Source organism: Pullulanibacillus camelliae (assembly GCF_014642655.1).
GTDB classification, from domain to species: domain Bacteria; phylum Bacillota; class Bacilli; order Bacillales; family Sporolactobacillaceae; genus Pullulanibacillus; species Pullulanibacillus camelliae.
In genome coordinates, this window is the sequence record NZ_BMIR01000014.1 from 60,138 (window position 1) to 77,108 (window position 16,971).

Sequence of the window (16,971 nt, forward strand, 5' to 3'; positions counted from 1 at the left end):
TTAGATTGAAAAGTACAGTACCTCTTAACCAAAGAAAAGCAGTCTCATGAAAGGAGACTGCTTTTATAAAGTCTAATTATTAATGCTTATGCTTTTACAACGTTAGCAGCTTGTGGTCCACGGCTACCTTCTACGATTTCAAACTGGACATCTTGACCTTCTTCTAAGGTCTTGAATCCCTCTTCTTGGATAGCGGAATAGTGAACGAATACATCATTGCCGCCTTCAACTTCGATAAATCCATAACCCTTTTCTGCATTGAACCATTTTACTTTACCGTTTTGCATCTTAATCCTCCTAAAACCATGCGCAGATGGCGCTTTGAGATCTAACCATTCACCACTTACATAAAATCTAAGTAATCATGTACCAAATAAGCCTTCATCAAAAGTGAAGGAGGTAAAAACTACTCCACTTCCAACGAAGGCTTTTCATTCTTACTCCTAGCTTATATAAAATAGTAAAATGGTTGACCTTAATTTATCATAGCCCCAGAGCTATGTCAAGACTTAGAATAGTTTATATATTTCATTTTGTAAGCCCTTTAATAAGATATTTTTCGCTATTTTTTTACTTAATTCGTCATATATTGTCTCATAATACCATTTTTGATTGTTTTTACCGCTGTTAAATCGCCTCCATAAGGCTTCTCCATAGACTTCATATTCGGAATTCATTGATCGTAAATTATGTAGTTTATCAGCACAAATAATCAAACATATCTCTTCTGAAGCCCTCTTTATGGATTGAATGGTATGTTGTTTTCGCTCTTGCCAAGGTTTTGATTTATCAGGCTCAGAGCAACCTAAAACATACTCTGCCACAGTGCTGCCAAATTCCCCCTGTAATTGCTCATAGGTGGTCTCTGTATCCTCAAGAGTATCATGGAGTAATCCGGCAATCACAACATCCTCAGAACAGCCGATCTGGCTTAGAAGCATCGCCACTGAAAAGGGATGAGAAATATAGGGGATACCGGTAGCTTTTCTTTCCTGTTTCTTGTGCGCCTTCGCTGCAAAAGCGATGGCTCGATCAAGCTTGGTTAATCCTGACATCTTTTTACCTTCTTTCAACACTTTCTGACTTTATTTTACCATGATAAAATAAAGAAAACTTAGCTTGTCGCCAATCCCTTAATGGTGAAAGTCAAAGCCTAAGCTTATGCTCTCTTCCTTAAAGCGTCAGCGGAAGGCTATAAGTTCTGATAGTATAAGAAAGACATGTTCATGTGAAATGTTTAATTGAAAGCAGGGATTGATTTGACTAAAGTACCTTATGTGGCCATTGAAGGACCCATCGGCGTTGGCAAAACCACACTTGCCCGTGCGCTGGCAAGTGCCTTGAATTTTAAATGTTATGAAGAAGTTGTTGAGGGTCATCCTCTATTAAAAGCCTTTTACGACAATATGGAGCAAACAAGCTTCCAGACCGAAATGTTTTTTCTCACGCATCGTTATGAACAATTAGAAGCGATCAGTAGGGATTTACAGGCTGGACAGTCCATTGTTGCTGATTACCATATTTTCAAAAATAAATTATTTGCTGAACAGACATTAAAAAAGCATCATTACAACAAATTTACGCAAATCTATGATATTTTAATCAAGGATCTTCCCAGCCCTAATGTCCTTGTTTATTTAAAAGCTTCATTAGATGAGCTCCTGTTTCGTATAAAAAAAAGAAATCGAGCGGCTGAGGAACATTTATCTGCTGATTATCTTAAGCAGCTCGTCCAATCTTACGAGCAATGGATACCTGCTTTTAAATCTCAGCATCCAGAGGTTGTCGTTTTGGAGATTGAAACGGATGCTCTCAATCTTGCGGACAACCCTGAGCATATCCACGCAGCATTAAACTTAATTCAGAAGCATATTCAACAAGGAGTATCTCAATGAACAAAGAAGCCATTCAACATTTATTTCCTAAAAAAGCCTTGATTACAGTTGCTGGTACTGTTGGTGTTGGCAAAACAACTTTTGCAACAACAGTTGCTGACATGCTCGGCTACCATACATCGATGGAAAAGGTCGACGGCAATCCCTACCTAGATAAATTTTATGATGACTTCAAGCGGTGGGCCTTTCATTTACAAATCTATTTTCTTGCTGAACGCTTTAAAGAGCATAAAAAAATCATTGACGCCCCATACGGTGTCGTTCAGGACCGTTCCATTTATGAAGATACGGGGATCTTTGCCCGAATGCATTACGAAAAAGGGAATATGACCAAGGTTGACTTTGATACTTACACCGAGCTTTTTGATGCCATGGTCCTAACCCCTTATTTTCAGCCACCGGACGTCCTTGTTTACCTTGAGGGCTCATTTCAACAGGTTTTGGAAAGAGTAAAAACGAGGGGACGAGAAATGGAGAAGCAAACACCTATAGAATATTGGAAGGAAATGCATGAGCGGTACCAACACTGGATCGACACCTTCAACTATTGCCCAGTGGTCCGCGTCAATATTGATCAGTACGACCTTCATCATCATCCTGAAAGCATCGAACCGATCTTAGAAGAAATTGCAGCAGCCATTACTGTAAAAAGATAAGCACTGGACACCTGCTCCCCTTTGTTGCAAAGGGGAGGTTTTTATGCGATCAAAATTTATACCTCTTCGCCACCCGAGATGTGACGATTAGCCAAGTTTTTCTAGAAATAGTCTTGTCTTTTGTTGTATTCAAGCCGCGAAAACATCACTGGCTATGTTTTATCCTCAAAATCACGTCAATAGATAAGAAAAAACGAGAGAGAAAAATGGTTATCCGTAAAGCGTTCAACTTATTAATTCTGATATTATTAAGAAAAACCGGGCGAAAAGCATGCCAGGTCCTTGTCCTTAGTATAGAGCATCATCAGATATGGAAGAGGCTTCGTTGCCTGGTCAAGTGAATGGGAGCGCAAGGCACGCGATTAGGAACACTCTAAAATCGTGTGTTCCTCGGGCGCCGCTACCTCATGATGCGGAGACTAGAGTCCTGCGGGAAGTGGGAGATCGGTAAGACATTAGCAGCGCGAAGGCGCGAGGAGGCTTACCACTCCCCCGCGGAAAGCGAGCGGCCTGGAGCGGAAATCCGCATCGTCCTCATGATCAGAAATTTTAGACTTGTTGATCTTTCAAAAAAACCATTCGTAAACGAATGGTTTTAGGATTTATAAAATATGTATGGCGGAGGAGGAGGGATTCGAACCCCCGCGAGCCGTGAAGCCCCTGTCGGTTTTCAAGACCGATCCCTTCAGCCGGACTTGGGTACTCCTCCGTATCGGACTGATAGTAATATTATCACATACAAAAGGACAGCGCAAGCCGCTTAAGGATAATCGCAATTATTAAATTATTCCCACCCATTTTGAATATCTCCTGCGAAATATCCCGTAAACAACCGCTCGTCTAAAGGGGGACTTTTTCTTCCTTCTCCGTCATCACCATTTTATTTTGCTTCGATTTTTTCAATACCACCCATATATGGTCTTAAGACTTCTGGAATAAGCACACTGCCATCGGCCTGTTGATAATTTTCAAGAATGGCAGCCATTGTCCGTCCCACAGCAAGCCCTGATCCATTTAACGTATGAACAAACTCAGGCTTTTTCTTGGAATTTGGATCACGGCGGAAACGAATGCTCGCACGTCTTGCTTGATAGTCCTCACAGTTGCTACAAGAAGAAATTTCGCGAAATGTATCGTAGCTAGGTAGCCATACTTCCAGATCATAAGTCTTTGCCGCAGTAAATCCAAGATCCCCCGTGCACAGTGTAATCACTCTATAGGAAAGGCCAAGCTTCTTCAGCACATTTTCCGCATGATTGGTTAACTTCTCTAATGTTTCGTAAGAATCCTCTGGCTTAACAAAGTGAACAAGCTCAACTTTATTAAACTGATGCTGACGAATTAAACCACGCGTATCACGTCCAGCTGAACCCGCCTCAGATCTAAAGTTAGTGCTATAAGCACAATAAGCAATTGGCAAGTCACTGTCATCCAAGATTTCCTCACGATGATAATTGGTCACAGGGACTTCAGCTGTAGGGCTCAAAAAATAATCCTCTTCACGGATTTTGAAAGCATCCTCTTCAAACTTTGGAAGCTGTCCTGTTCCTGTCATGCTTGTACGATTCACAAGGTAAGGAGGAAGAACCTCTTGATATCCGTGTTGATCAGCATGTAAATCCATCATAAAGCTGATCAACGCCCGCTCTAATCGGGCGCCTAAGCCTTTATAAAATACAAATCGGCTTCCTGTTACCTTTGCTGCTCTTTCAAAATCAAGAATACCCAAAGCTGTTCCAATCTCCCAGTGTGGCTTCGGCTCAAAGGTAAAGGTAGGACGCTCTCCGACTTGGCGTATTTCTACATTTTCATCCTCATCTTTTCCAACGGGAACACTCTCATGAGGCAGATTAGGAACAGAAAGCATCAATGTCTCCAACTCTTCTTCAACACTGCGAAGCGATTCATCAAGTGCTTTGATTTTATCGCCAACCTCACGCATTTCCTTAATAATTGCATCGGCATTTTCTTTATTCTTCTTTTTCTGCGCTATTTCCTGGGAAACTTCATTGCGCCGAGCCTTTAATGTTTCTGTTTCTTGAATGAGTTGCCGACGTTTTTCATCAATCTCCGGAAAGCGATCTAAAACACTGAGATCACCACCTCGTGTGCTGAGTCTTCCCTTCATTTCCTCATAATTGTCACGCAATGTTCTAACATCTAACATCTTAAACCCTCCATAATTGTAATTCTCTCAGGGGGGAAGCGGCCTTTTTTACTTTAGCAAACCCATTTAGAAAACTTAGCTTGCACCACTTCGCTGGTACTCCTGATGTGATTTTTGCAAATCACACACTTAGGTTGTCGCCAAGCTTTAATGGCGAAAGTCAAAGTTACACTTGTACTCTCTTCCTTTATGAGCGTCAGCGAAATTCTGATAGTACAAAAAAGGCCCTCATCCCATAATGAAAGGGACGAGAGCACCCGCGTTGCCACCCTGATTATTTATCACGTCAATGATAAATCACTTTAGAAAGATAACGGTTTTACCGAAAATACCTACTGAGTCTAGCCGTTCAGTACTTTTCTCAGGGATGGATTCATAGTCTGTTTTGGGCGGTTTGCAGCATCCACCGCCTCTCTGAGCAAAACAACGCACTATTACTAATTCCCTTCATCGATGTAAATGATATGTGTTGAAAAATAATGTAACGCATCTAGCCATAAAAAGCAAGTCTATTTTGTAAAAGTTACTGCTAAGCCTTAGCTACTGACTGTTTTTCTTTATAGTCTTTCACCATCTCGTAAAAATATTGATGCATCCGATAATCCTCAGTAAGCTCTGGATGAAAAGCACAGGTTAAGAACGGCCCTTGGCGTGCCGCTACAATCTTATCGGCATAGGTTGCTAAAACCTCAACTTCAGGACCCACACTAAGAATGTAAGGAGCGCGAATAAAGACACCGATAAAATCCTCTGCTTCAGTCACATGCTGAATGGCTAGCTCAGCTTCAAAGCTCGCCACTTGTCTTCCAAAGGCGTTGCGACGAACATCAATATCCATCAACCCTAAGTGCGGCCCTTTTTGGCCCTCAATATGCTGGGCCATAAGAATTAAGCCTGCACAGGTGCCGAATACGGGATGCTGCTGTGCAAAAGCTTTTACAGGTTCGAAGAGTTCATATTTATCAAGGAGTCGGCGCATAGTGGTGCTCTCTCCGCCCGGAAGCACCAAACCATCCAATCCCTCTAAATGCTCCACTGTCTTAACAACAGTCACTTCTGCCCCTGTCTTTTCCAATGCCCAAATATGCTCACGAATCGCCCCTTGTAGTCCTAAAACACCTATCTTAATACGCATCGCTTCACCAATCCCTAAAAGAAGTTAAATTGACTTGTATAGCTTTCACTGGCTGCGATCTTGCATGCGTTGTGAAGCATCAAGCGTAGAGATTTCGATTCCCTTCATCGCTGTACCAAGATCCTTAGAAAGCTCAGCAATTAAAGCATAATCCTGATAATGCGTCGTAGCTTCGACAATTGCTTTGGCAAATTTAGATGGATTGTCCGATTTAAAAATACCCGAGCCAACAAATACACCATCAGCTCCTAATTCCATCATCAAAGCAGCATCAGCTGGTGTTGCGACACCACCGGCAGCGAAATTAACAACAGGCAAACGGCCTTCTTTTTTAATTTGCAGTAAAATTTCATAGGGGGCGCCATGTTCCTTTGCTTCAGTCATTAATTCATCTTCTGACATGCTTGTAATCTTTCTGATCTGTGATTGAACAAGGCGAAGATGGCTTACTGCCTCAACAATATTCCCTGTACCTGGCTCACCTTTTGTCCGAAGCATAGAAGCTCCTTCCCCAATACGCCGTGCCGCTTCCCCAATATTCCGACACCCACATACAAATGGCACAGTAAAGGATTTTTTATCTAGGTGAAAGCGTTCATCCGCTGGTGTAAGCACTTCACTCTCATCAATATAATCCACACCCATAGCCTCTAGCACACGTGCTTCAACAATATGACCAATACGTGCTTTAGCCATGACTGGAATAGATACAGCATTCATAACCTCTTCAACGATTCTTGGATCCGCCATTCTGGCAACGCCACCAGCTGCTCTAATATCAGAGGGCACTCTTTCCAATGCCATGACCGCAACGGCCCCAGCATCCTCAGCTATCTTAGCCTGTTCAGCGTTCACCACGTCCATGATGACGCCACCCTTTTGCATTTCTGCCATACCACGCTTGACTCTCTCTGTACCTACTTGTGCCATACTTCATTCCTCCTAGACTTTTCTCTCAGGGTCTATTTAAATGCTATTGTAACTATTTAATTATTTATTGTATTAATATTTACAAGTATATAAACAAAACTCTCGAATTGGCAAGCGTTAAATCTATTCATTTACTCACTATTCTACCAAAGAGATGCCCGTTCATTTTATGGCCCCTACCCAAAGTGGACTCATGCCAATCTATAGCAAAAAACCTCCCATACTCGGAAGGTTTTTTATTCTTTTTTAGAACCAGCCTTTAACCATATCTATGGCACCAGAAAAAATGCCTGAAATAAAGTGACCAATTGCCCGCATCATGAGCACAAAGCCATTGGATTTATCGACTTGACCTTGTGTGACAACATCGACTTTAGGCGGATTATTAATATACCCATAGTCCTGTCCCTTACTTTCAATAGTCACGTAGCCTACTTTTTCGCCTTTCTTCACAGGCGCTTCAAGCTTGCCATCTTTATTTAATAAAGACTTGTTCAAATGCAAGACGGCTTTATAATTTTTCTCATTGCCCTCTGCAACAGGAAGTGTGATGCCATCTTTCACAGCGATTTTCACATGATCTTCTTTCCCTTTCGTTACAGGGAGCGTGGTATGGCCTTTAAAGGTTTGTCCAGATTTAACGATCTGTTTATCAGCAACTTGTTGGAACCCGTAATCATAGAGTTTTTTCGTTTGTAAGAAACGATCCCCTTCAGATTTTGTTCCCATAACAACTGAAATGAAACGTTTATCTCCTCTTTGAACTGAACCCGTGAAGCAATAGCCTGCTAAAGAAGTAAAGCCGGTCTTAAGACCATCTACACCTTCATACTTATAATCACGCATATTGTCACCAAAGCCTGTTAGCATCCAGTTAGTGTTAACCATATGGTCGACTTCTCCAGGCCCCGCTTGGAAATCCTTTTCAGTCGTGCTGGCCACCTTTAAAACCTTCTGCGTCAGATCTTTAGGAAAATCATTCATGATGTGATAAGCCAGCATCGCAAGGTCTCTAGGCGTTAATAAATCTGTCGCATTATCATCACCCTGTGCCTTATATTTACCAAGATCAACGTTATCAAGACCAGAGGCGTTAATATAAACGGTATCTTTCATACCGAGCTTCTTAGCTGTCTGATTCATTTGATCGACAAAATTGGACTCATTCCCATTTCCCAATAGTTCGGCAAACGCTACAGCTGCTGCATTCGACGACGGGATTAACAAAGCATCGAACATTGACTCAACGCTGTACTTGTAGTCCTTTCTTAAGGAGAAGCCAGAAAACGTACTATTACGTGAGAGCTCAAAAACTTTTTGATCTACTGGAACCGTGGTTGTCCACTTGATTTTCCCATCAGCCAAGGCTTTCATAATTAAGTATTCGGTCATTAACTTTGTCATACTTGCTGGCGGAAGCTTTTCATCTATGTTTTTTGCATAAAGGATTTTTCCTGTATTTGCATCAACGAGAATAGCTGCCTTTGCTTGAATGCTTGGCCCATTTGTTGCGGCAGCAGCCGAACGAGGGTGAAATAAAGTTGCGATTATCAATAGAGAAACAATTGATAATACGATTGACTGTCGAACAAATCTACTAACGTACACGAATGTTACACCTCCGAATTTAATACCATCGCTATTTTAACATAGAAAAGTTAGGGGGGAAACATAGATCTTAATGGGTGTTGCGACAAAACGTTGACATAAAAATAAGCGGTGAAAAAAGCAATCACCGCTTAAAACACCCGCAAATTATCCTTAAAGTGATCGGTTAACGGGAATAGTTAGGGGCTTCTTTCGTTATTTGAACATCATGTGGGTGACTTTCTGACAACCCTGCACTGGTGATCTTAGTAAACATCGCATGGATACGTAAATCTTCAATGGTTGGTGTACCACAATAGCCCATACCTGAGCGCAATCCCCCAACTAATTGATGGATTGTATCAGCTAAGAATCCTTTATAAGCTACTCGCCCTTCAATGCCTTCTGGAACTAATTTCTTCTGATCTTCCTGGAAGTAACGATCCTTACTACCACTTTCCATCGCGCCTACTGAGCCCATGCCTCGATAAACCTTATATTGGCGGCCTTGATAGATTTCCTTTTGCCCTGGGCTTTCTTCAACACCGGCAAGCAAGCTGCCAAGCATCACAGCATGCCCCCCAGCGGCAAGTGCCTTCACCATATCTCCAGAAAACTTAATGCCGCCATCGGCAATAATACTAATGCCATGTTTATTTGCCTCTGTCGCACAATCATAAATAGCTGTAATTTGCGGAACACCGACACCGGCAACGACTCGCGTTGTACAAATGGAGCCTGGTCCAATGCCAACTTTTACGACATCCGCTCCTGCTTCAATCAATGCCCGAGTCGCTTCAGCGGTTGCCACATTACCGGCAATAATATTAAGGTCAGGAAAAGCGGAACGAATTTCAGCAATTTTTTCTAGCACTCCACGAGAATGGCCGTGAGCCGTATCAATGACAATAGCATCAACACCCGCTTGAACAAGCTTCTCAACCCGAAGTGCGCAATCATTCGTAACGCCTACTGCCGCAGCAACCAGAAGACGTCCTTGGGCATCCTTAGCCGCATTTGGGAACTCAATGACCTTTTCAATATCCTTAATTGTAATAAGTCCTTTTAAAATGCCTTGGTCATCCACAAGTGGTAGCTTTTCAATTTTATGCTTTTCCAATATTTTTTCAGCCTGTTCTAATGTTGTGCCAACAGGAGCAGTAATTAAATTTTCTTTGGTCATGACGTTTTCAATAGCAATGGAATAGTCTTGAACGAAACGAAGATCACGATTGGTAATGATGCCAACAAGTTTTTGCTGATCATCGACGATTGGGACACCGGAGATTCTGTATTTACCCATTAAGTGTTCGGCATCAAAGACTTGGTTTTGGGGGGTGAGAAAGAAGGGATTAGTAATGACACCACTTTCAGAGCGCTTGACTTTGTCGACTTGCTCTGCTTGTTCTTCAATCGACATGTTTTTATGGATGACACCGAGTCCACCCTGACGCGCCATTGCAATGGCCATTTCAGCCTCAGTGACCGTATCCATTCCTGCGCTGATTATCGGGATATTCAGCTTCAAAGTCTTAGTAAGCTCTGTTTTAACAGAGACGTCTTTTGGCAATACTTCTGATTTAGCAGGGATTAATAACACATCATCAAAAGTCAGTGATTCTTTTTTAAACTTGTCTTCCCACATGGATTTCACCTCAAATTTTAATTATTAGAAGGCATGAATCATTCATTCCCGGAAAAATATTATTGATAGCTTATCAATCGCTTATATAACTGTCAAGATAACACCTAATTGTTCTATTTTTCAAAACACTAGGAGGGTATCATGAAGCAATCTAACACTGTTTGGTCTCACTATTTCCCCTTTAAATCCGTCACCTATACCCAACAGTATTTACGATCGAAATATGAGAAACGCGGCGTGAAGGAACCTCTTTCTTTTAGCTATAAAAACGGCTATCCATTTTGTTATTATATTGAGCATGGCAGAAAATTTTATGAGCAGGCATTAAGCGCCCCCTATGAACTTAAACCGATTCTCTTATTTTATGGCGCCATTCAGCTTCTCAAAGCCACTCTATTAATTGTGGATGAAAGATATCCTCAAAATAGTGAGGTCCTAGCCCATGGTCTTTCCTCACGCAAGCGAAAAAGTCAGCATTATGAATTCTCTCAAGACACGGTCCTCATCCAAAAACGTGGCCTGTTTTCATATGTTGCTCACCATCTCTTCCAGTTGTCGTCACTTGAAGGGCAGAAATTTAAAATGATGGAGCTTCTTGTACGCCTCCCCGACTTAAGACAATTGCTCGATCAACTTTATCAAACGACCATTGGCTATCCTATATTAGAAATAGCCCCAGGCATATACGGGGCTTCTGAACGCTTACTGGATGATCTTCATATGACAGCTTCTCGCTATTTTCAATTTTTAAAACATGAAATCAAGCCATTGAGTACCCAAAATGCAAGGGCTGGCACCTTAACCTTCCAGTTAAATAAAGACGATCTTTCAGAATTAACGTTCACACTCATAGACAGTAATAATACCTATTATTTACCTAGTATAAAAAAGAGCTATGAACCTCTCCCTGAAATCCTTGTCCATTTAATGCTCTTATATAATTTAAGCATGATTGCTCGATATGAAACAGAATGGTGGAGTGAGCTGCACTTGCACCAAACATCCAATGATCTCCCAGTTATTCATGCCTTTTTAGATCTCACACAAAGAAAATTTCCTTATAGGGTGGCACGCCTACTCTCTGATCCTATACTATAAAACTTTCTCGATATAAAGCGGCGGATGATCTTTAAGAGACAGAGGCTGATTATTTTCCATTCGTAAAATAGGACGCGTTGGGAGCGCCGGATCAATAAAAACAATTTCGCCTATTCCACCATTGCTTAAGACCACTTTCATACCGATAGCGATATGAACGGCTGTTTCCAAAAGGCTATTAACGACCCTTAGATCAAATTTATTAAATTGGTCTGCCTTGATAACCTCTATTACTTTAAAAATCAATTGTTTTGGTCGATAAGGCCGCTCAGTCATCATGGCCTGAAAGGTATCAGCAACAGCAATGATTTTACTGTAGGGATGTGTTTGTGCTCCCTTAATGCCTAAGGGATAGCCACTTCCGTCCTCTCTTTCATGATGCTGTAAGACACCGAGCAGGACGCCTTCTTTCAGACGCGGCTCCACCTTCAATAATTGATAGCTATAGATAGGGTGCTGCCTTAGTCGTTTCACATCCTGATCAGATAATGACTGTGTGCTGTGTAAAAGCTGTGGGGGAAGTTTGGTCATACCAATATCTGCCAAAAGCCCTGCCAATCCGATATCAGCCGTTTCTTTATTATTAAACTTGAGCTGTTTGGCTAACAGAGCGGCTAAAAGCCCTACAGCTACAGCATGATGAAAATAATACTCATCTACTCGACTATAATGGTGTAAATTAAGAATCAATTGTGGCTCACGGATAAACCGAGCCACTAAAGGATCAAAAATCCGGCGCATTTCAAAATATTGAAAGGCTTGACCATTCTGAATGGCCGAGAACTGCTTTTTATACCCTTTGACAGCCTTGTGATAAGCCATGATGAGAGCAGACATTTCTTTTTCATCTTCCTCACCTGATTCCTCTTTTGCTGCCTGGACTTCAAATGGTGTGCCGTCAGCTAAAAGCCTATCAACGTCCACCTCTTGAATATTAAAAGCTTTAAGAACATCAAGATGTATTTCTGACAAAACGGTTTGCTTGGGAATAATAGGATGTGTTGTTTTAGAGAAGATATCTGTTATTAAAATGCAACCTTTTTTTAGCTCCTTCGTACTGACCTTCATGCCCTGCCCATCTCCCTTGAAGAATTCTGTATATAACTTAGGAAACGCCAAAAACATCTGGTACGTTTTAAAGACTACAAGCAGCTTAAGCCTAGGTTTATTATGTGGGACACTTAATTATCAGAAATACGATCGACAAACATTCATTTTAAAAAAGAGGGAACCAAGTGAGCTCTCTTGATTCCCTAAACTTCATATGCCTTATTCTTCCGTATCTGTATTGTTTTCAGAGTGCTCTTCTTCAGTCACTTCCTGAGGATTTTCGTCATCCTCTTGAATGCGAGCAACCGTTGCTACACTATCTCCGTCGGAGATCTTAATAAGTTTAACACCCATGGTATTTCTTCCTAATTGTGAAATACCCGAAACAGCGGTTCGGATGACAATTCCACTGGTCGTAATGATCATCAAGTCCTCATTGTTTTTGACCATTCTAAGGGAAACCATATCACCTGTTTTATCCGTAATATTACAGGTTTTGATCCCTTTACCACCACGCGTCTGCAAGCGGTATTCATCGACAGAGGTTCGCTTACCATAGCCCTTTTCAGTGACAATGAGGACTTCCTCATCCTCTTCAATGATCCCTACACCTACAACATGATCATTTTCGGCTAACGTTATGGCCTTCACACCAGCGGCTGTCCGCCCCATCGTTCTTACATCCTCTTCTTTAAAACGAATGGAGAGACCCTTTTTAGTGCCGACAAAAACCTCTTTCTCACCGTTCGTCAAGCGAACGGAAATGAGTTCGTCTTCCTCTCGCAAGCTCAAGGCAATTAAGCCGCCCTTGCGAATGTTGGAGAAAGCAGATAATGTGGAGCGCTTAGCAATACCCTTTTTGGTCACAAAGAATAAGTAAGAATCATCCACAAATTCCTCGATAGGGAATACTGTCGTAATATACTCATCCTTTTCAATCTGAATCAGATTAATGATCGGGATGCCCTTTGCAGTTCTACCCAAATCAGGAATTTCATACCCTTTAAGTCGGTATACCTTCCCTTTATTTGTGAAAAAGAGAATGTAATGATGGGTATTGGTCGGAAATAGCTGTTCAACAAAATCATTTTCATTGGTTCCCATTCCCTGTATCCCCCGACCACCACGATTTTGGCTCTTATACGTATCAATCGGCATGCGTTTGATATAGCCGTTATGGGTGAGCGTAATAACAATATTTTCTCTTGGGATGAGATCTTCGTCTTCAATCATGTCAAACCCAACAGTGATCTCTGTACGACGCTCGTCATTATATTTTTCTTTGATCTCTGTCAATTCTTCACGAATGATGTCCAATAGTTTTTCTTCATCTGCAAGGATTGCTTTAAGCTCCGCAATGAGGGCTACAAGCTCTTTATATTCATTTTCAATCTTATCCCTTTCCAAGCCTGTTAGACGCTGCAAACGCATGTCTAAAATCGCCTGAGCTTGTTCATGAGATAAGTTGAATTGCTCCATAAGACCCGCACGGGCAATATCCGTGGTCGCTGAACTTCTGATGAGACTAATAATTTCATCAATATGATCTAGAGCAATGCGCAGTCCTTCTAAAATATGTGCACGCGCCTCTGCCTTATTCAAATCATATTGCGTTCTTCTTCTAATGACCACTTTTTGGTGATCAAGATAATAAGACAAGCATTCTTTTAAATTCAGCACGCGCGGCTGTCCGTCAACCAATGCTAGCAGATTGATCCCAAAGCTCGTTTGTAGTGCGGTGTGCTTGTAAAGATTATTTAAAAGCACATTGGCATTCATGTCACGACGTACTTCGATGACAATCCGCATCCCATTACGGTCCGATTCGTCACGAAGGTCAGTGATCCCTTCGATTCTTTTATCCCTGACAAGTTCAGCAATCTTCTCAATAAGCTTCGCCTTATTCACTTGATAAGGGAGTTCAGTAACCAGGATGGTTTCTTTCCCATTGGCCTCTTGTTCGATTTCAACCTTAGCACGTAAAAGAATGGAGCCTTTCCCTGTATGATAGGCTTTTCTAATCCCTTCTCGTCCTAAGATAAGGCCTGCTGTTGGAAAGTCTGGCCCTGGGATATATTCCATTAAATCATTGATTTCGAGATCAGGGTCATGACTTAACGCGAGTAAACCATCAATAATTTCTCCAAGCTGATGAGGAGGAATATTAGTGGCCATCCCAACGGCAATACCTGATGCTCCATTGACTAACAAATTCGGAAAACGTGCAGGTAAAACAGCTGGCTCTTGCTCTGAGCCATCATAATTATCTTTAAAATCAATAGTGTCTTTACGAATATCTCGAACGAGTTCCATTGAAATTTTGGACATGCGCGCTTCTGTATAACGCATCGCAGCTGCGGCATCTCCATCAATTGATCCGAAGTTCCCATGGCCATCTATCAGCTCATAGCGATAACTAAAATCTTGAGCCATTCGCACCATGGTTTCATAGACAGCAGAATCGCCGTGTGGATGGTACTTACCAATCACTTCCCCTACGATTCTGGCTGATTTCTTGTACGCTTTGTCGGATGTCATTCCCAACTCGTTCATAGCGTGTAAAATACGACGATGAACCGGCTTCAGTCCGTCACGAACATCCGGAAGTGCCCGACTAACGATAACACTCATCGAATAATCGAGAAAGGATGTCCGCATTTCCTGACTAATGTTGATCGGTATCACACGTGATGGTTGATTTTCAGACATGAAAAATCCTCCTACCTTAATGTGCCAATAAAAGCTCTAAACTTTTATCAACAGCAAACAGTCCTATCAAACAGCATAATGCTGGATGTTTTATCAGGGAAAAGTGTAAATCTTCACTAATCAATCCCTATTTAAAATATAACACTGACTTTCTAAGCAATTATATATCAAGATTCTCAACGTATTTGGCATTTTCCTCGATGAAGGCTCGGCGTGGTTCCACCTTTTCTCCCATCAAAATTTCAAATACTTCGTCAGCCTCTAAAGCATCTTCTAAACTCACTTGTAAAACCATACGGTTATCTGGGTCCATCGTTGTTTCCCATAATTGCTCAGGGTTCATTTCTCCCAGACCTTTATACCGCTGGATACCTGGCTTCGGATTGGGTGAAAGATTGGCCATCGTCTTTTCAAGCTCTCGCTCATTATAAGCATATTCAACACGCTTCCCTTGAGAAATCTTGTACAATGGCGGCTGAGCAATATAAATATAGCCCCTTTCAAGCAACTGCCGCATATAACGATAAAAGAAAGTGAGTAAAAGTGTCCGAATATGGGCACCATCAACGTCAGCATCGGTCATGATTATAATCTTATGGTAGCGTGCTTTTTCTATATCAAAGTCTTCACCAACACCCGTGCCAATGGCTGTTATAATGGCCCGAACTTCGGCATTGGATAAGATCTTGTCTATACGCGATTTTTCTACATTCAAAATTTTACCTCTTAAAGGCAAAATGGCTTGGAAGTGACGATCTCGTCCTTGCTTAGCTGATCCACCTGCGGAATCCCCCTCAACAATATAAAGCTCTGATACCTTAGCATCCTTTGAGGAGCAATCAGCAAGCTTACCAGGTAGCGAGGAGACTTCAAGAGCTGATTTCCGCCGAGTTAATTCCCTAGCTTTTTTCGCCGCTGCTCTTGCTCTAGAGGCCATTACACCTTTTTCAACAATGAGCCTAGCAGTATCAGGGTTTTCGAATAGAAAACGAGAAAAAGCCTCTGAAAATAAAGACTCAGTGATAGTACGAGCTTCTGAGTTCCCAAGCTTTGTTTTCGTTTGCCCTTCAAATTGCGGATCAGGGTGCTTAATAGAGACAATGGCCGTTAACCCTTCCCTGACATCGTCCCCTGTTAAATTCGGATCGCTTTCTTTAAATATTTGATTCTTCCTTGCATAATCATTAATCACACGTGTCAGGGCAACTTTAAAGCCATATTCATGTGTACCGCCTTCATGCGTATGAATATTATTGGCAAATGAATAGAGCTGACTTGTATAGCTGTCATTGTATTGCATGGCGATCTCAACGGAAATATCATCTTTTTCGCCCTCAATATAAATAGGTTCTTCATGTAAAACATTTTTCGTGCGGTTTAAATATTGAACAAAGGATTTTATACCGCCTTCATAGTGATACTCTGTTTTTTTTCCATTTTCCCGTTCATCTTCAATCTTGATACGAATGCCCTTATTTAAAAAGGCAAGTTCTTTTAAACGGTTAGCCAACACATCAAATTCAAAGGTGGTTGTCTCTTTAAAGATCTCTTTATCTGGAATAAAATGAATCACTGTCCCCGTTTTATCCGTATCACCAATAACAGTTAAATCAGCTGCTGGGACGCCGCGGTGATATTCTTGGTAATGGATTTTACCATTGAGGTGAACTTTTACCCACATCGTTTCAGACAGTGCGTTTACAACAGAAGCACCTACACCGTGTAGACCACCAGATACCTTGTAACCGCCACCGCCAAATTTACCGCCAGCATGTAAGACAGTCATGATGACTTCTACAGCAGGGCGTCCCATTTTTTCTTGTATACCTACAGGGATACCTCTTCCGTTATCCTCAACAGTCACTCCACCGTCGGTATTAATGGACACCTTGATTTCATCACAATATCCAGCCAGTGCTTCGTCGATACTATTATCGACGATTTCCCACACGAGATGGTGCAAGCCTTTGCCGCTGGTTGAACCGATATACATGCCTGGGCGTTTACGTACCGCCTCAAGACCCTCCAACACCTGTATTTGACTTTCATCATAAGCTTTTGCATTAAGTTCTTCAGACAATTAATCCACCTTCTTCTTT

At 41.7% G+C, this 16,971-nt stretch carries 13 protein-coding genes, 1 tRNA gene and 1 other annotated feature; of the genes, 3 read left to right on the forward strand and 11 right to left on the reverse strand.

The annotated features are described in order from the left end of the window. Window positions 1–86: 86 nt before the first annotated feature. Together IEW82_RS13965 and IEW82_RS13970 are read right to left on the reverse strand one after the other, a co-directional pair. The gene (locus IEW82_RS13965) at window positions 87–287 is read right to left on the reverse strand and encodes a cold-shock protein (RefSeq protein ID WP_188695505.1); all 201 of its coding nucleotides are present in this window, start codon (window positions 285–287) and stop codon (window positions 87–89) included. A 222-nt stretch (window positions 288–509) separates the two neighbouring features. Continuing rightward, window positions 510–1,055, reverse strand: a complete 546-nt coding sequence (locus tag IEW82_RS13970) for an HD domain-containing protein (RefSeq protein ID WP_188695508.1) — start codon at window positions 1,053–1,055, stop codon at window positions 510–512. Between the two features lie 204 nt (window positions 1,056–1,259). On the opposite strand from IEW82_RS13970, the gene IEW82_RS13975 reads away from it, so the two are divergent. Continuing rightward, entirely contained in the window at window positions 1,260–1,895 is a 636-nt protein-coding gene (locus tag IEW82_RS13975) for a deoxynucleoside kinase (protein ID WP_188695511.1), read from the forward strand. Continuing rightward, window positions 1,892–2,551: a deoxynucleoside kinase gene (locus IEW82_RS13980; RefSeq protein ID WP_188695515.1), complete on the forward strand. Its 660-nt coding sequence runs from the start codon at window positions 1,892–1,894 to the stop codon at window positions 2,549–2,551. The genes IEW82_RS13975 and IEW82_RS13980 overlap by 4 nt, the downstream gene beginning before the upstream one ends. A 616-nt stretch (window positions 2,552–3,167) precedes the next feature. Here the strand turns inward: IEW82_RS13980 and IEW82_RS13985 are convergent. The 6 genes from IEW82_RS13985 to guaB form a co-directional block, all read right to left on the reverse strand. Then, a tRNA-Ser gene (locus IEW82_RS13985) sits at window positions 3,168–3,260 on the reverse strand. A 171-nt stretch (window positions 3,261–3,431) separates the two neighbouring features. Then, window positions 3,432–4,718, reverse strand: a complete 1,287-nt coding sequence (gene serS, locus IEW82_RS13990) for a serine--tRNA ligase (RefSeq protein WP_188695518.1) — start codon at window positions 4,716–4,718, stop codon at window positions 3,432–3,434. 240 nt (window positions 4,719–4,958) lie between these two features. Continuing rightward, window positions 4,959–5,178: a binding site (T-box leader), on the reverse strand. 69 nt (window positions 5,179–5,247) lie between these two features. Beyond that, entirely contained in the window at window positions 5,248–5,853 is a 606-nt protein-coding gene (gene pdxT, locus IEW82_RS13995; RefSeq protein WP_188695522.1) for a pyridoxal 5'-phosphate synthase glutaminase subunit PdxT, read from the reverse strand. 45 nt (window positions 5,854–5,898) lie between these two features. Next, window positions 5,899–6,783 (reverse strand): pyridoxal 5'-phosphate synthase lyase subunit PdxS, encoded by an 885-nt coding sequence (gene pdxS, locus IEW82_RS14000; RefSeq protein ID WP_188695524.1) that lies wholly within the window; start codon window positions 6,781–6,783, stop codon window positions 5,899–5,901. Window positions 6,784–7,029: 246 nt separating this feature from the next. Next, window positions 7,030–8,391, reverse strand: a complete 1,362-nt coding sequence (locus IEW82_RS14005) for a D-alanyl-D-alanine carboxypeptidase family protein (RefSeq protein WP_188695527.1) — start codon at window positions 8,389–8,391, stop codon at window positions 7,030–7,032. A gap of 166 nt (window positions 8,392–8,557) precedes the next feature. Continuing rightward, window positions 8,558–10,015, reverse strand: a complete 1,458-nt coding sequence (guaB, locus tag IEW82_RS14010) for an IMP dehydrogenase (protein ID WP_188695530.1) — start codon at window positions 10,013–10,015, stop codon at window positions 8,558–8,560. A 141-nt stretch (window positions 10,016–10,156) separates the two neighbouring features. Between guaB and IEW82_RS14015 the strand changes: the two genes are divergently transcribed. Continuing rightward, complete coding sequence (locus IEW82_RS14015) at window positions 10,157–11,113, forward strand: YaaC family protein (protein ID WP_188695533.1); 957 nt, start codon at window positions 10,157–10,159, stop codon at window positions 11,111–11,113. On the opposite strand, the gene IEW82_RS14020 is transcribed toward IEW82_RS14015, so the two are convergent. The 3 genes from IEW82_RS14020 to gyrB all read right to left on the reverse strand — a co-directional run bounded on the left by IEW82_RS14020 (window position 11,108) and on the right by gyrB (window position 16,952). Next, a complete protein-coding gene (locus tag IEW82_RS14020; protein ID WP_188695535.1) occupies window positions 11,108–12,181 on the reverse strand; it encodes an HD-GYP domain-containing protein in 1,074 nt (357 codons plus the stop codon). The two genes, IEW82_RS14015 and IEW82_RS14020, sit on opposite strands and share 6 nt — an antisense overlap. A 201-nt stretch (window positions 12,182–12,382) precedes the next feature. Further along, window positions 12,383–14,872 carry a DNA gyrase subunit A gene (gene gyrA / locus IEW82_RS14025; RefSeq protein WP_188695538.1) on the reverse strand — a complete coding sequence of 830 codons (2,490 nt, stop codon included), beginning with the start codon at window positions 14,870–14,872 and terminating at the stop codon, window positions 12,383–12,385. Between the two features lie 160 nt (window positions 14,873–15,032). Further along, a complete protein-coding gene (gene gyrB / locus IEW82_RS14030; RefSeq protein ID WP_188695540.1) occupies window positions 15,033–16,952 on the reverse strand; it encodes a DNA topoisomerase (ATP-hydrolyzing) subunit B in 1,920 nt (639 codons plus the stop codon). Window positions 16,953–16,971: the final 19 nt, after the last annotated feature.

Excerpts from the sequence above, each read along its gene's own strand:
- IEW82_RS13965 (WP_188695505.1), bottom strand. The coding sequence starts at position 287 with ATGCAAAACGGTAAAGTAAAATGGTTCAATGCAGAAAAGGGTTATGGA.
- IEW82_RS13970 (WP_188695508.1), bottom strand. The coding sequence starts at position 1,055 with ATGTCAGGATTAACCAAGCTTGATCGAGCCATCGCTTTTGCAGCGAAG.
- IEW82_RS13980 (WP_188695515.1), top strand. The coding sequence starts at position 1,892 with ATGAACAAAGAAGCCATTCAACATTTATTTCCTAAAAAAGCCTTGATT.
- serS (WP_188695518.1), bottom strand. The coding sequence starts at position 4,718 with ATGTTAGATGTTAGAACATTGCGTGACAATTATGAGGAAATGAAGGGA.
- pdxT (WP_188695522.1), bottom strand. The coding sequence starts at position 5,853 with ATGCGTATTAAGATAGGTGTTTTAGGACTACAAGGGGCGATTCGTGAG.
- pdxS (WP_188695524.1), bottom strand. The coding sequence starts at position 6,783 with ATGGCACAAGTAGGTACAGAGAGAGTCAAGCGTGGTATGGCAGAAATG.
- guaB (WP_188695530.1), bottom strand. The coding sequence starts at position 10,015 with ATGTGGGAAGACAAGTTTAAAAAAGAATCACTGACTTTTGATGATGTG.
- IEW82_RS14015 (WP_188695533.1), top strand. The coding sequence starts at position 10,157 with ATGAAGCAATCTAACACTGTTTGGTCTCACTATTTCCCCTTTAAATCC.
- IEW82_RS14020 (WP_188695535.1), bottom strand. The coding sequence starts at position 12,181 with ATGAAGGTCAGTACGAAGGAGCTAAAAAAAGGTTGCATTTTAATAACA.
- gyrA (WP_188695538.1), bottom strand. The coding sequence starts at position 14,872 with ATGTCTGAAAATCAACCATCACGTGTGATACCGATCAACATTAGTCAG.